Below are 14,288 nucleotides of genomic sequence, written 5' to 3'. Positions count from 1 at the left end.
TAGGAGGAAGCGGTGTATTTCACCGACCGCGGCATTGAAGAACTCGAAGAGCGTCGCGGTGACGACGAGGTCACCTTGGCGTGGGTCGCTGACCGGATGCGGGCCTTCGTGGACCTCAACCCGGATTTCGAGGACGCCACTGAGCGTTTGGCGACCTTCCTCGCGCGCGACGACGCCGACGACGAGTGAGGTGGCCCCAGCCGCGCACCCCCGGACGCGCGGCCGGGCCCACGTTCACGCCCGCAGCACCGCGCGCCCGACGATCTCACGCTGCTCGATGGCGGTGTGCGCGTCAGCCGCGCGTTGAAGGGGGAAGGTTCGTCCGATGGCCGGGGTGATGTGTCCGGCGGCGGCTTCTGCCAGTGCCTTGATGAGCACGTCCTTCCGCTGGTGGCGCGAGAGCTGCTGGATCTCGAGGAGACCGGTGACGGTCACGTCGCGCCGCCGCGCTTCCTCGGCGTCGATCTCGGCGAAGTCCTCGTCGGAGGCGCCGTAGGTGATGACGCGCGCGCCGTTGTCGGCGGACTGGAACGCGGCTCGCCCGTACGCGCCGCCGGCGCCGTCGAAGATGACGTCGACGCCGCCGGTCAGTTCGCGGACCTTCTCGACCCAACCCGGTGCGCTGTAGTCGACCGGCTCGGCGCCGAGTTCGCGCACCAGGCCGAGTTTCGCCTCGCCTCGCGCAGCGCCGATGACCTGCGCCCCCGCACTTCTGGCCAGCTGGACGATGATGGAAGCGGCTCCGCCCGCCGCGGCGGTGACGAGCACCCGCTCTCCCGGGCGCACGGCCGCGTGGTCGACCAGTCGCACGGCGATGCTGGCGTCGTGCAGGAGCACCACTGCCGCCTGCTCGTCCAGTCCGTCGGGGATCAGCACGAGTTCGGCTTCCTCGACGGGGACCAGTTCGGCGTAGGTCCCGCTGTTCCCGGTGCTGGCGACGACCTTCTCGCCCAGCCACGCCGGGTCGACGTCCGCGCCCAGCGCGACCACTTCCCCGGCGATGCCGTCTCCGGGGATGTAGGGCGGGTTCATCTCGAAGTAGTCCTGCCCCCAGCCTTGGCGGAGACGCGTGTCGAGGAACAGCACGTCCACGGCCGCCATCCGCACCAGGACCTGTCCCGGCCGTGGCACGGGATCGGCCTTCTCGATCACCGACAGGACTTCCGGTCCCCCGAATTCGGTCACCTGCACCGCGCGCATCCTGATCACTCCGTTCTCGATCGACTCCTGCCCACCTTCTGACTTCGAGTTAACTGGAGGTCAAGAGCAGCGGGAGGATCAGCAGCAGTGCTCACCGCGCCAGGCCTGCCGGCCTTCGTTGACCGCGACGGCCGCGATCACCACACCCACCAGCGGATCGGCCCACCACCAGCCGAGGAGGCTGTTGAGGACGAGCCCGAGGAGCAGCACTCCGGACAGGTAGGTGCACAGCAGGGTCTGCTTCGAGTCGGCGACGGCGCTCGCCGATCCGAGTTCACGCCCCGCTCGCCGTTGCGCGTAGGACAGCAGCGGCATGATCAGCAGTGAGAGGGAAGCGACCACGATGCCGGCGGTGGAGTGCTCGGCGGCCTCCGCGCCGAGCAGGCTGCGCACGGATTCGACCGTCACGTAGAGCGACAGCGCGAAGAACGACACGGCGATCACCTTCAGCGCGGTTCGCTCGCGCGCCTCCGGGTCCGAACCGGCGAACTGCCACGCGACCGCAGCCGCGGAGGCGACCTCGATGACCGAATCCAGCCCGAACCCGATCAGCGCGGTGGAGGACGCGGCGGCGCCTGCGCTGATGGCCACGACCGCTTCGATCACGTTGTAGGAGATCGTGGCGCCCACCAGCCACCGCACCCGCCGTTGCAGCGCACGGCGTCGCGCGTCCGCGATGACGGTCTCCGTTCGCGCGCAGCACCGGTCGCCGCACTCGGCTTCGTCGACGCGCGCTGGGCGCTGCCGCTGCTCGTCGTCACACATGCGGTGCCTCGTCGTGGAGCGTCTCCGTGCCGTAGTTCGGGCAGAGGGCCACGGCGTTCCCGGTCGCGGCCAGCAGGGTTTCAGCGGCGGTCAGCAGCTCGACAAGTTCCGGGCGGGCGAGCGAGTAGAACACCTGCCGCCCTTGCGGGCGGCCGTCGACCAGGCCGCAGTCCCGCAGACAGGCCACGTGCGCCGACACGGTCGACTGGGCCAAACCGAGGTGCCCCACGAGGTCGGCGACCCGCGCCTCACCTTCGGCGAGACGTCGCACGATGGCCAGCCGCGTGCCGTCGGACAGTCCGTGGAACAGCGCCGCAGCCGCGTCCAGCTCCTGATTGATCGCCATTCAGCGATGTTAGCACCGTTCGACGATGAAACTCGATCAGCCGAGGCGCTTCGCCAGGGCGAGCTGCGTCAGGTAGCGCTTGGTGATCACGCCGTCGTGATCAGCGTCGATGCGCTGCCCGATGCAGTTCAAGAGCTGGTCACGCGCTGAGGCCGGCATCGCTCGATGCCGCGAGCAGGTCATCAGCAGGCCGAGGTACTGGTCGGTCGTGTAGCTGGCTTCCCACTCGTAGCGGTGGAACTCCGGCGGGCTGAAACGAGCCGAGCGGTGGAACTCCTCCGGGTCCTTCGGGACCTCGTCGGCGACCGGAAGGCGCCGGCCGGGCTCGGTGTTGGGATCGAATCGCTCGTAGCACTGCTGGGCCTGCGCGAAGAACTCGTCGCTTCCGCCGACGACGTGGTGCGTCGAGACCACCGCGAGCGCCCCTCGGGAACGCAGCGCATCGGCGGCCTTGACCATGCGCACCGCGGGGTCGAGCCAGTGGAACGAGCCCGCCGCCACGACCAGTTCGAATCCCACCGGCGGGAGCGACCAGTCCTCGAACGCGGCGACCACCACCCGCGCGGACACGTAGTCGGCGAGGTGACGCCGGGCGATCTCAGCCCGCTCCTCCCCGGGTTCGAGAGCGGTGACCGCGAACCCGCGGGCAACCAGCGGCACGGTCGCCTGCCCGGTGCCGCAGCCGATCTCCAGCACCCGAGCCCCTTCACCGACAGCTGCGGTGAGCACGTCGAACAGCGGCGCCGGGTAGCCCGGGCGGCACCGGTCGTAGAGGTCGGCGTCCTCGGCGAACACCGACCGCATCCGCTCGCGGTCGTTCACCGAGGAGTTCTCCAACCGCAGGTCATGAGCGCAGTCTACGAACCGGCGGCCGTGTTGACAGGAAGGTTCCCATGCTCACGACCGGAAGGTGTCAAGGCGAGCACCGCGCCGAGGTGGCCTCATCGAACGCGGTCGCCTTCGCGCCACACAGCGCGAGTCAGGGGAACGCCTGGCCGATATGCCAGCCACGTCGTGCTCGGCGCGTCGAGCACCTGGAGATCCGCTCGGGCGCCCGGGCGCAGCACACCGACGGCACCGTCGCCGGTGTCGCGGCGCAGCGCACGCGCCCCACCCCAGGTGGCCGCGCGGATGGCTTCGGCCACGCTCATCCGCATCTGCGGGACCGCGGTCGTCACGCAGTAGGCCATCGACGAGGTGTAGGAGGAGCCCGGGTTGCAGTTGCTGGCCAGCGCCACCGTGGCCCCGGCGTCGAGCAGCGCGCGAGCGTCCGGGAGGGGTTGGCGGGTGGACAGGTCGCAGGCCGGCAGCAAGGTCGCGACGGTGTCAGAAGCCGCGAGCGCGTCCACGTCGGAGGGCTCCAGGTGGGTGCAGTGGTCGACGCTGGCCGCGCCCAACTCGACCGCCAAGGCCACTCCCGGCCCGGGTCCGAGCTGGTTGCCGTGCACCCGCAATCCCAGGCCGCGCCGACGGGCGGCCTCCAGCACTCGACGGGACTGGTCGGCGTCGAAGGCACCTTCCTCGCAGAACACGTCGCACCATCCGACGTGCTCGGCGACGGCGTCGAGCATCTCCCCGCACACCAGGTCCACGTAGTCGGTCGCGTCGGTCCCGGGCGGGACGAGGTGGGCCCCGAGGAAGGTGACCTCGTCGGCGACGGTGGCTGCGATCTTCGCCGCGCGCAGCTCGTCCTCGACGGTCAGCCCGTAGCCGGTCTTGGTCTCCACGCAGGTCGTGCCCTGGGCGGCGGCCTCCTCGACGTGACGGCGCAGGTTGTCCGCGAGTTCGGCGTCGGTGGCCTGCCTGGTGGCGTTGACGGTGACCGCGATCCCGCCCGCTTGGTAGGGCTGACCGGACATGCGGGCGGCGAACTCGGCGGTGCGGTCGCCGGCGAAGACGAGGTGGGTGTGGCTGTCCACCCAGCCGGGCAGGACCGCCCGTCCCTCGACGTCGACGTGCTCGTCCGCGTCCGGCGCGGATCCGGCGGGACCGACCCAGGCGACCCGGTCGCCGTCGATGACCACCGCCGCGTCGGCGATGGTGCCGAGCGCGTCGTCGTTGGTCGTGAGTTCACCGATTCCAGTGATAACAGTGGATGACATCGCTGCCTATTTCCTCACGCTCGAAGTGCCGTGATGGATTCGCGCAGTTCACGCGCGGTGTCAATGGTCGTGTGGGCTCCGTCGGCGACCACGGTCCTGCCCTCGGTGATCACCTCGCGCACGTCCCCGGCGCGGGCCACGGCCGGGACCACCGGGAGTGCGACACCGGCCAAGCGCGGTGTGTCGAGGTCGAGCGCGACGAAGTCCGCGCGGGCTCCCACTTCGAGCCGTCCCGCATCGCCTCGCCCGATGGCGGAGTGCGCGGTGGCCATCGCGAGCAGCTCGCCCGGCCCGTGATGTCCGCGGGTCTCCGTCGCCAACCGCTGGTAGGACTCCACGGCCTGCGCCTCGGCGAGGACGTCGATGACCGAGTGCCCGTCGCTGCCCAGTGACAGAGGACTTCCCGCCACCGCCAGAGCCCCGGCAGGACCGATCCCGTCAGCGAGATCCGCCTCGGTCGTCGGGCACAGGCACACCCCGGTTCCGCTACCGCCCAGCAGCGCCACATCCCCGGCCGCGAGGTGCGTGGCGTGCACGGCGGTGACGTCCTCACCGAGAGCACCGCGCTCGGCCAGCAGCTGCACCGGTGTCCGGCCGTGTGCCGCCAGGCACGCCTCGTTCTCCGCGCGCTGCTCGGACACGTGGAGGTGCAGGGGAACCTTCCTGTCACGCGCCCACCCCGCGACCTCCCCGATGGCCTCGGCCGGCACCGCGCGCACCGAGTGCACCGCGGCCCCCAGCAGCACGTCCTGCGCGGTGAAGGACTCCGCGCGCTCGCCCCACCCGGCCGCGTCGCCGTCGGAGAACCGTTGCTGGACCTCGTCGAGTTCCCGGTCGAAACCACCTGCGAGATAGCAGGTGTCCAGCAGCGTCAGCCTGATCCCGGCGTCGTGGGCGGCTTGCGCCAGCGCGTGGCTCATCGCGTTCGGGTCGCGGTAGCGGGAACCACCGGGCCCGTGGTGCAGGTAGTGGAACTCGCCGACACCGGTGATGCCCGCCTGCACCATCTCCGCGTAGACGCCGCGCGCGAGCAGGTAGTAGCTGTCCGGGTCGAGCTTGGCCGCGACCCGGTACATCTGCTCCCGCCAGGTCCAGAACGTGCCGCGCGCCGTGTCACCGCGCAGCGCCCGGTGAAAGGCGTGGGAGTGGGCGTTGGCCAGGCCCGGCAGCACCAGACCGGGAAGCCTCCGCGCACCACCGGGCGCCTCGGCTTGCCGCACCGCGGTGATCCGCCCGGACCCGACCTCGAACAGCACGTCCCGGAAGGGACCTTCGGGCAGCCACGCCCATTCGCACCAGAACATCCCCTCACCCCGCCAGGTCTGCGAGGACGCGGGCGAGAGCATGGGAACCTTCCTCGCAGTCCTCGGCGGTCGCGTGCTCTTCGGGGGCGTGGCTGATGCCGGTCGGGTTGCGCACGAACAGCATCGCGGTCGGCTTCTCCGCTGCGAGCACGCCCGCGTCGTGGCCGGCGCCGGTGGGCAGGACCGGGACGTCGTCGAGGACGCCGCGCAGCCGGTCGCGCAGCGCCGGGTCGAAGTGGACGGTGTCGCCGAAGGATTCTTCGACGACCTCCACCTGGCACCCTTCCTGCGCTGCGAATTCCCTTGCCTGCCCTGCGATGTCGTCGACCATCGATCGCGCCCCGCTGGGAGCGCGCGCGTCGAGGTGGACGTCCACGGTCGAGGCGATGACGTTCGTGCCACCCGGGGTGGGCACGAGCCTGCCGACCGTCGCGCGACCGTCGGGTGTCGCGGCCGCCGTGCGGCGGGCGGCGAGGACGAGTTGCGCTGCGGGGAGCATGGGATCTTTCCGGTCATCGATGAGCGTGGCGCCCGCGTGGTTCCCCTGACCGCTGAAGCGGAACCGCCACCTGCCGTGCCCGAGGATCGAATCGGCGACCGCGACGGGACGATCCAGGTCGATCAGGCCCTTGCCCTGTTCGACGTGCAGTTCCACGAAGGTCCCGATGCGCGCGAGAGCGGTCTCGTCCCGGCTGATGAGTGCGGGGTCCGCGCCGAAGGAGCGCATCGCTTCGGCGAGGGTGCGTCCGTCGGGGTCGCGCAGGGTGCGGGCGTGATCCGGGTGGATGGTTCCCGTCATCAGCCTGGACCCGAGGCAGGGCACGCCGAAGCGGCCGCCTTCCTCCTCGGCGAAGACGACCACGGCCAGCGGTGTGCGCGGCTGAAAGCCGCGTTCCCGCAGGAGGTCCACCGCTTCGAGCGCGCTGACCACGCCGAGGGGGCCGTCGAAGGCCCCGCCGCCGGGCACCGAGTCGAGGTGGCTGCCGGTGACGACCGCGCCCGGCCCCGGCTTTCCCCACCAGGCCCAGATGTTGGTGTTGGCATCGGTTTCCACCGCGAGCCCGCGGTTCTCGGCCTGCTCGACGAACCACTCGCGCAGGTGCCGCTCGGCGTCGTCGAAGACGTGCCGCGAGTAGCCGCCGCGCCGCTGGTCCGCGCCGATCCCGGCGAGGGCGTTCAGCCCGCTCATCGGCTCACCAGCGGGGTCCGCACGCCGCGCTCGGCGGCGACCTCGTCGGCGCGTTCGTACCCGGCGTCGACGTGCCGGATCACTCCCATGCCCGGGTCGTTGGTGAGCACCCGCTGCAGCTTCTGGGCGGCGAGTTCGGTGCCGTCGGCGACCGTGACCTGGCCGGCGTGCAGGGAACGTCCCATGCCGACGCCGCCGCCGTGGTGCAGCGATACCCACGTCGCGCCGGAGGCGGTGTTGACCAGGGCGTTGAGCAGCGGCCAGTCGGCGACCGCGTCGGAGGAGTCGGCCATCGCCTCGGTTTCGCGGTAGGGGGAGGCGACCGATCCGCAGTCGAGGTGGTCGCGACCGAGGACCACGGGTGCGGCGAGCTCACCGGAAGCGACCATCTCGTTGAACCGCAGGCCGGCGGCGGCGCGCTCGCCGTAGCCGAGCCAGCAGATGCGGGCGGGAAGGCCGTGGAAGGGAACCTTCCTGTCAGCCAACCGGAGCCAGCGGGCGAGGTGCTCGTCGTCGCCGAAGAGCTCCAGCACGGCCTTGTCGGTCTTGGCGATGTCGGCGGGGTCGCCGGACAGCGCCGCCCAGCGGAAGGGACCTTTTCCTTCGCAGAACAGGGGGCGGATGTAGGCGGGGACGAACCCCGGGTAGGCGAAGGCCCGGTCGTACCCGGCGAGCTGGGCTTCGCCGCGCAGCGAGTTGCCGTAGTCGAAGACCTCGGCGCCCGCGTCGAGGAATCCCACCATCGCTTCGACGTGCTGGGCCATCGATTCCCGCGCGCGGGTGGTGAACTCGTCGGGTTTGCGGGCCGCGTAGTCGGCCCAGTCCGACAGGTCCACGTCCACCGGGAGGTACGACAGCGGGTCGTGCGCCGAGGTCTGGTCGGTGACGATGTCCGCAGGCACACCGCGCCGCAGCATCTCGGGGAGCAGCTGCGCCGCGTTGCCGATGACGGCCACCGAGTAGGCGCGGCGGTCCCGCTTGGCGGCGACGGCCTTGTCGATGGCTTCGTCGAGGGATTCGGCGACCTCGTCGAGGTAGCCCTGGCGGGTGCGGCGGTGGGCGCGTTCCGGGTCGCACTCCACGACCAGCGCGACGCCTTCGTTCATGGTGACCGCGAGCGGCTGCGCTCCGCCCATGCCGCCGAGTCCGGCGGTGATGGTGAGCGTTCCGGCGAGGGTTCCGCCGAAGCGCTTGGTGGCGATGGCCCCGAACGTCTCGTAGGTGCCTTGGAGGATCCCTTGCGTGCCGATGTAGATCCAGGACCCGGCGGTCATCTGGCCGTACATCATCAGGCCCAGGTCGTCGAGGCGCCGGAACTCCGACCAGTTCGCCCAGTCGCCCACGAGGTTGGAGTTGGCGATGAGCACGCGCGGCGCCCACTCGTGGGTTCGCAGCACGCCGACGGGCTTTCCGGACTGCACGAGCAGCGTCTCGTCCTGGCCGAGCGTGGTCAGTTCGCGCACGATTGCCTGGTAGCAGGCCCAGTTGCGGGCGGCCTTGCCGGTTCCGCCGTAGACGACGAGGTCCTGCGGGCGTTCGGCGACGTCGGGGTCGAGGTTGTTCTGCAGCATCCGCAGCGGTGCCTCGGTGCTCCAGCTGCGGGCGGTCAGCGTCGTGCCGCGTGGGGCGCGCACGTCGGTCATCGATCCCTCCCTGATTCGGCGGCGGCGAGGACTTCGCCGTTGCGGATGAGTCGTTCTGCGGCGGCGATCTCGGGTGCCACGTGCCGGTCGGGGCCCGGTCCCGGCACGTCGCGGCGCAGAAGGTCGCGGACCGCACCGGTGGCGGGGCCGGGGTCCAGGGGTGCGCGCAGGTCGAGGGCGCGTGCGGCGGTGAGCAGTTCGACGGCCAGCACCGTGGTGAGGCCGTCGACGGCGCGGCGGAGCTTGCGGGCGGCGGCCCAGCCCATGGACACGTGGTCTTCCTGCATGGCGCTGGTGGGGATGGAGTCCACGGAGGCGGGCACGGCGAGGCGCTTGAGCTCGGAGACGATCCCGGCCTGCGTGTAGTGGGCGATCATGTGCCCGGAGTCGACGCCGGGGTCGTCGGCGAGGAACGCCGGGAGCCCGTGGGAGCGGGCGACGTCGAGCATCCGGTCGGTGCGCCGGTCGCAGATGCTGGCCACGTCGGCCAGCGCGATGGCCAGGAAGTCCAGCACGTATCCCAGCGGGGCGCCGTGGAAGTTGCCGTTGGATTCGATGCGGCCGTCGGGCAGCACGACGGGGTTGTCGATGGCGGACGCGAGTTCGCGATCGGCGACGGTCTCGGCGTGGCCGACGGTGTCGCGGGCGGCGCCGTGGACCTGCGGTGAGCAGCGCAGCGAATAGGCGTCCTGGACGCGCGGGCAGTCGGGGCCGCGGTGGCTGGCCACGATCGGCGAGCGTGACAGGAAGGCGGCCATCCTCTCCGCCGAGAGGGCTTGGCCGGGGTGCGGGCGGAGGGCTTGCAGGTCGGCGGCGAAGGGACGGTCGGTGCCGAGCAGGGCTTCGACGCTCATCGCGGCGGTGAGGTCGGCGACGTCGATCAGGGCGGTGATGTCGCGCAGGGCGAGCACCAGCATGCCGAGCATGCCGTCGGTGCCGTTGGTGAGGGCGAGACCTTCCTTCTCGGCGAGCACGACCGGCTCGATGCCGGCTTCGGCGAGCACGTCGGCGGCCGGGCGCTGCCGGCCGGAGGCGTCGAGGACCTCGCCTTCGCCGGTGAGCGCCAGGGCGACGGCGGCGAGCGGGGCGAGGTCGCCGGAGCAGCCGAGGGAGCCGTGCTCGTGCACGAGGGGAACGATCCCGGCGTTGAGCATCGAGGCCAGGGCGTGGGCGGTTTCGGGCCGGACCCCGGTGTGGCCGGTGGCGATGGTGTGCAGGCGCAGCAGCATCTGGGCGCGCACGACTTCGGGTTCGACGGTGTCGCCGGCGCCCGCGGCGTGGGAGCGGACGAAGGACTGCTGCAAGGCCGCCCTTCGCTCACTGGGGATGTGGCGCACGGCGAGGGCACCGAAGCCGGTGGAGACCCCGTAGACGGGTCGTTCTTCGGCGGCCAGTTCTTCGATGTGCTTGCGGGTGGCGGCGATGCCTCGTTCGGCGGGCTCGCTGAGCCGCACGGTGCTCCCCTCGCGCGCGACCGAGACGACCTCCGCGCGCGACAGCGGCTGCGGACCGAGGAACAACTCGTTGTGCATGTCCCCATCCCAGCTCGCGGAAGCTCCTGGCAGAAGCCCTGATGGTGGGTCTCTGTCTGGGATGCCAGACTCCAGGCGTGGGCGACAGCAGCGACGTGCCCGCGCTGCGGCGCGGGTTGGCGATCTTGCGGGCGCTGGCCGGGCGGGCCGGCCCGGTGTCGGCGGGCGTGCTGGCGCGCGAGCTGGGTTTGCCGAGGTCGACGACGTACCACTTGCTGGCGGAGCTGGTGGCGGGCGGTTTCGTGGTGCACCTGCCGGAGGAGCGCCGCTACGGGCTGGGGGTCGCGGCGTTCGAGCTGGGTTCGGCCTACCTGCGGCACGATCCGCTCGAGCGGTTGGCGGGTCCGATCCTGCGGCGGTTGGTGGACCGGGTGGGGCGCGCCGCGCAGCTGGGGGTGCTGCACGGCGCCGAGCTCCTCTACTTGCTCAAAGAGCGGCCTTCGCAGCCGCAGACTCTGGTCACCGACGTCGGTGTCAGGTTGCCCGCTCAGCTGCCGGCGTCGGGGCGGGCGATGTTGGCGCACCTCCCGGCGGCGCAGGTGCGCGCGATGTTCCCCTCCACCGAGCGCTTCGTGCTGCGCACGGATCGGGGCCCTCGCAACCTGCCGGAGCTGCGCCGGTTGCTGGCCGAGGAGCGCCGGCGGGGCTGGGCGGTGGAGGACGGTGTCGTCACGGCCGGGTTCGCCTCGGTCGCGTGCCCGGTGTTCGACCACACGGCCCGGCCGATCGCCGCCATCGGGGTCACCTTTCGCCATTCCTGCGGGGGCGCGGGCTGCGGCGAGATCTGGCCCGGGTTGGCGGCCGATGTCGGTGAGGCGGCCGCTGAGCTCACCGGCCGGATCAGCGGTCGTAGCGCTTGACCGGCCGCCGCGGGGGCGGCCGGTCAAGGGCGGTCAGAGACCGGCGGTGGCGATGAATTCCTTGGCGACGTCGGCGGGGTTGGCCTTGTCCACTTCGAGCCGCTTGTTGAGCTCGGTGAGCTTCTCGGTGGTCAGGGCTGCCGAGACCTTGTTGACGGCCTCGGCCTGGGGCGGGGTCAGCTTGCCCTTGCCCGCGAGGGGGACGACGTTCTGCGCCGGGAACATGTTCTTCGGGTCGTCGAGCTTGACCAGGTCGTTGGTGGTGATCTGCGACGAGGTGGTGAACAGGTTCGCGGCCTGGATCTCGCCCGAGGTCAGGGCGTTGACGGTGATCGTGCCGGCTTCGACGCTGCGGATCTCCTTGAAGGTGCAGCCGTAGTCCTGCGCGATCTTGGCTTCCCACCGCGACTTCCACTCGGCGGGGGCGCCGAGGACGATGTCGCGGCAGCGCGGTCCGAGGTCGGCCATGGAGCGCAGACCGGTGTCGGCGGTGGCCTTGGTGACGGTGAGGACGTCGGAGTCCTCGGCCGGGGACTGGTCGAGGAGTTCCATGTCGGTGCCGACCTTGCCGCGCAGCTGGTCGTAGACCTGCTGCGATTCGGTGGCGCTGGAGGCCGGGTCGAGGAATTCCAGCAGGTTGCCGGTGTACTCGGGCACGAGCGTGAGTTCACCGTTGCGGACGGCGTTGACGTAGAACTCGCGGGCGCCGATGCGAGGTCTCGTCTGCACGTCGGCTCCGGTGGTCTTGAGCGCCTCGGCGTAGACGTGCATCAGCAGCTCGCTCTCGGCGAAGTCCGCCGAGCCGATCACCACCTGGCCGCTCTGGGCCTTGTTGGCTTCGAGCGGGTCTTGCGAGCCGCAGCCGGTCAGCACCAGTGCCGCAGCGGCGAGCGCCAGCAGTCGTTTCATCGATCATTACCTCCTCGTCGGGCGGCCAGGACCAGACCGCGCGGCACCACCAACCGGGTCACACCGGCCAACGCCACGTCGAGCAGGACCGCCAGGGCCGCGATGACGATCGCGGCCGAGGCCATCTGCGCGTAGTCGCTGATCTTCAGGCCGTCGAGCAGGATGCGTCCGAGCCCGCCCAGACCGACGTAGGCCGCGACGGCGGCGGTGGCCACGACCTGCAGCATCGCGCTGCGAATGCCGCCGAGCACCAGCGGGAGCGCGGTGGGCAGCTCGACCTGCCACAGCACCTGGATCGGGCGCATGCCCATTCCCTTTGCCGCGTCGACGGCGTCGGCGGGCGCGTTGCGCACGCCGGCGTAGGCGCCGGAGAGGATCGCCGGGATCGCGAGGATCACCAGGCCGGCGAGCGCGGGTGCGACTCCGAGGCCGAAGCCCAGCACCAGCAGCGTGACCACGCCGAGGGTGGGCAGCGCCCGCATCGCGTTGCTGAATCCCACCAGCAGCACAGAGCCCCGGCCGGTGTGTCCGATGTAGACGCCGAGCGGGACGGCGATGAGCGCGGCGACGAGGACCGACAGCACGCAGTAGTAGAGGTGCAGCAGCGTCTGCGCGGGGATTCCGCCGGGTCCGCTCCAGTGCGCGGGGTCGCCGAGCCACGCGATCAGTTCGCCGATCATCGCCGCGCCCACGGGGTCGAGAGCCGCCACAGCAGCACCAGCATCAGGTCCACCACCAGGGCGAGCAGCAGCGTCAGCACGATGCCGATGATGATCTGCTGCGGGTAGTCGCGTTGGAAGCCGTCGGTGAACAGCCTGCCCAGCCCGCCGATTCCGACGAGCGCACCGACGCTGACCAGGCTGATGTTGCTCACCGATGCCACCCGCACGGCGGCGGCCAGCACCGGCACCGCCAAGGGGAGTTCGACCGCGAACAGCCGCCGGCCCGGCCGGTACCCGATGGCGGTGGCGGCGGCGACGACGTGGCCGGGCACGGAGTCCAGCGCGTCGCGGACCGGTCGCACCAGCAGTGCCGCCGTGTAGAGGGTCAGGGCGATGATGACGTTGAGCGGCGACAGGAGCGGGGTTCCCATCAGGCCGGGGAGGATCACGAACAGCGCCAGGGAAGGAATGGTGTAGAAGACGTTCGCGGTGTTCTGCAGGGCGCCGCGCAGCCAGCGGACGCGTTGGGCGAGGCGTCCCAGCGGGAGGGCGAGCAGGACGCCGAGCAGCAGCGGGAGCAACGACAGGTAGAGGTGTTCGGCGAGCTGGGTGGCCACCAGCTCGCGGTTGCTCGGGGAGTCGAAGAAGTCGATCACGTCGCCGCCCGGTGGTCGTCCAGCAGCGACAGCACGTCGTCGGCCGTGACGACGCCGACCGCGCCGCCGTCGGCGTTGACGACGACGCCCAGCCCGGACGGTGCGGACAGCGCGGCGTCCAGGGCGCCACGAAGGTTCCCCTGCTCGACGTGCAGCGAGCCGCCGGCCACGAGGGTGTGCTCGGCGAGGTCGCCGTCGGAGCCGGTGCCCGGGGGCAGCCAGCCGCGCGGACGGTCACCTTCATCCACCGCCAGCCGCCACTGGTCGGTGGCTGGGACCTTTTCTCCCAACCGGACCGTCGGGACTGGCTTCGGCCGCAGGCGCGCGGAGTCCACGAAGGACAGCCGGCGGTAGCCGCGGTCGCGGCCGACGAAGGACGTCACGAAGTCGTCGGCCGGTGAGGCCAGCAGGTCGTCGGGCTGCGCGTACTGGGCGAGGTGTCCGCCTTGGCGCAGGACGGCGACCTTCTCGCCGAGCTTGATGGCCTCGTCGATGTCGTGGGTGACGAACAGGACGGTCTTGTCCAGCTCGTCCTGCAGGCGCAGCAGCTCGTCCTGGAGGCCTTCGCGGACGACCGGGTCGACGGCGCTGAAGGGTTCGTCCATCAACAGCACGGGCGGGTCGGCGGCCAGCGCTCGGGCCACTCCGACTCGTTGCTGCTGACCGCCGGAGAGCTGCGCCGGGTAGCGCTTGCCGAGGTCGGCGGGCAGGCCGACGAGGTCGAGGAGCTCGCGGGAGTGCTCGCGCGCGGCGCGGCGGGTCTGCCCGGCCAGCATCGGGACGGTGGCGATGTTGTCCAGCACGGTTCGGTGCGGGAACAGCCCTGCCTGCTGGATGACGTAGCCGATGTTGCGGCGCAGCTGCGCCGGGTCGCGGTCGCGCACGTCGGTGCCGTCGACGGAGACGGTGCCCGAGGAGGGGTCGATCATGCGGTTGACCATCCGCATGAGGGTGGTCTTGCCGCAGCCGGAAGGCCCGACCAGCACGGTGATGGTTCCCGTCTCGACGGACAGGCTGAGCTCCTCCACGGCGACGGTGCCGTTCGGGTACTGCTTACGGACGGACTGGAACTCGATCAAGCGAGCCCCCCTCTCGCGCGGGTCCCCCAAACCCGGCCGAC

Annotated in this window: 15 protein-coding genes; 2 read left to right on the top strand and 13 right to left on the bottom strand. The window is 71.3% G+C overall.

From position 1 onward, the window contains the following. The first annotated feature begins 12 nt into the window (after positions 1–12). On the top strand, positions 13–189 hold the full coding sequence (locus KBO27_RS14710) for a DUF6104 family protein (protein ID WP_093413728.1): 177 nt from the start codon (positions 13–15) through the stop codon (positions 187–189). Positions 190–234: 45 nt separating this feature from the next. Here the strand turns inward: KBO27_RS14710 and KBO27_RS14705 are convergent, their stop codons facing one another. The 9 genes from KBO27_RS14705 to hutH form a co-directional block, all read right to left on the bottom strand. Further along, positions 235–1,200, bottom strand: a complete 966-nt coding sequence (locus KBO27_RS14705) for a zinc-binding dehydrogenase (protein ID WP_210970550.1) — start codon at positions 1,198–1,200, stop codon at positions 235–237. Positions 1,201–1,278: 78 nt separating this feature from the next. Next, positions 1,279–1,965 (bottom strand): cation efflux transmembrane domain-containing protein, encoded by a 687-nt coding sequence (locus KBO27_RS14700; protein WP_210970549.1) that lies wholly within the window; start codon positions 1,963–1,965, stop codon positions 1,279–1,281. After that, on the bottom strand, positions 1,958–2,311 hold the full coding sequence (locus KBO27_RS14695) for an ArsR/SmtB family transcription factor (protein WP_210970548.1): 354 nt from the start codon (positions 2,309–2,311) through the stop codon (positions 1,958–1,960). The genes KBO27_RS14700 and KBO27_RS14695 overlap by 8 nt, the downstream gene beginning before the upstream one ends. A 36-nt stretch (positions 2,312–2,347) precedes the next feature. Further along, a complete protein-coding gene (locus tag KBO27_RS14690; protein ID WP_210970547.1) occupies positions 2,348–3,133 on the bottom strand; it encodes a class I SAM-dependent methyltransferase in 786 nt (261 codons plus the stop codon). A 119-nt stretch (positions 3,134–3,252) separates the two neighbouring features. After that, positions 3,253–4,413 carry an imidazolonepropionase gene (gene hutI, locus KBO27_RS14685; protein ID WP_210970546.1) on the bottom strand — a complete coding sequence of 387 codons (1,161 nt, stop codon included), beginning with the start codon at positions 4,411–4,413 and terminating at the stop codon, positions 3,253–3,255. Between the two features lie 14 nt (positions 4,414–4,427). Then, positions 4,428–5,759 (bottom strand): formimidoylglutamate deiminase, encoded by a 1,332-nt coding sequence (locus KBO27_RS14680; protein WP_246537264.1) that lies wholly within the window; start codon positions 5,757–5,759, stop codon positions 4,428–4,430. After that, a complete protein-coding gene (locus KBO27_RS14675) occupies positions 5,722–6,906 on the bottom strand; it encodes an allantoate amidohydrolase (RefSeq protein ID WP_210970545.1) in 1,185 nt (394 codons plus the stop codon). Before KBO27_RS14675 ends, KBO27_RS14680 begins: the two co-directional genes overlap by 38 nt. Next, positions 6,903–8,549, bottom strand: coding sequence for a urocanate hydratase (gene hutU, locus KBO27_RS14670; protein ID WP_210970544.1), 1,647 nt, complete (start codon positions 8,547–8,549; stop codon positions 6,903–6,905). The genes KBO27_RS14675 and hutU overlap by 4 nt, the downstream gene beginning before the upstream one ends. Continuing rightward, the gene (gene hutH / locus KBO27_RS14665; protein ID WP_210970543.1) at positions 8,546–10,081 is read right to left on the bottom strand and encodes a histidine ammonia-lyase; all 1,536 of its coding nucleotides are present in this window, start codon (positions 10,079–10,081) and stop codon (positions 8,546–8,548) included. The genes hutU and hutH overlap by 4 nt, the downstream gene beginning before the upstream one ends. A gap of 77 nt (positions 10,082–10,158) precedes the next feature. Between hutH and KBO27_RS14660 the strand changes: the two genes are divergently transcribed. After that, a complete protein-coding gene (locus tag KBO27_RS14660) occupies positions 10,159–10,941 on the top strand; it encodes an IclR family transcriptional regulator (RefSeq protein ID WP_210970542.1) in 783 nt (260 codons plus the stop codon). Positions 10,942–10,974: 33 nt separating this feature from the next. Here KBO27_RS14660 and KBO27_RS14655 read toward each other — a convergent pair whose 3' ends face one another. From KBO27_RS14655 to KBO27_RS14640, 4 genes are read right to left on the bottom strand one after another with little or no spacing between them, the layout of a single operon-like run. Beyond that, the gene (locus KBO27_RS14655; protein WP_210970541.1) at positions 10,975–11,850 is read right to left on the bottom strand and encodes an ABC transporter substrate-binding protein; all 876 of its coding nucleotides are present in this window, start codon (positions 11,848–11,850) and stop codon (positions 10,975–10,977) included. Beyond that, positions 11,847–12,530 carry an ABC transporter permease gene (locus tag KBO27_RS14650; RefSeq protein ID WP_210970695.1) on the bottom strand — a complete coding sequence of 228 codons (684 nt, stop codon included), beginning with the start codon at positions 12,528–12,530 and terminating at the stop codon, positions 11,847–11,849. The genes KBO27_RS14655 and KBO27_RS14650 overlap by 4 nt, the downstream gene beginning before the upstream one ends. Beyond that, a complete protein-coding gene (locus tag KBO27_RS14645; RefSeq protein ID WP_132672436.1) occupies positions 12,527–13,168 on the bottom strand; it encodes an ABC transporter permease in 642 nt (213 codons plus the stop codon). The genes KBO27_RS14650 and KBO27_RS14645 overlap by 4 nt, the downstream gene beginning before the upstream one ends. Beyond that, positions 13,165–14,247 carry an ABC transporter ATP-binding protein gene (locus KBO27_RS14640; protein ID WP_210970540.1) on the bottom strand — a complete coding sequence of 361 codons (1,083 nt, stop codon included), beginning with the start codon at positions 14,245–14,247 and terminating at the stop codon, positions 13,165–13,167. The genes KBO27_RS14645 and KBO27_RS14640 overlap by 4 nt, the downstream gene beginning before the upstream one ends. Positions 14,248–14,288: the final 41 nt, after the last annotated feature.

Source organism: Saccharopolyspora endophytica (genome assembly GCF_018070075.1).
GTDB classification, from domain to species: Bacteria; Actinomycetota; Actinomycetes; order Mycobacteriales; family Pseudonocardiaceae; genus Saccharopolyspora; species Saccharopolyspora endophytica.
This window is presented reverse-complemented; position numbering and strand designations above follow the sequence as displayed.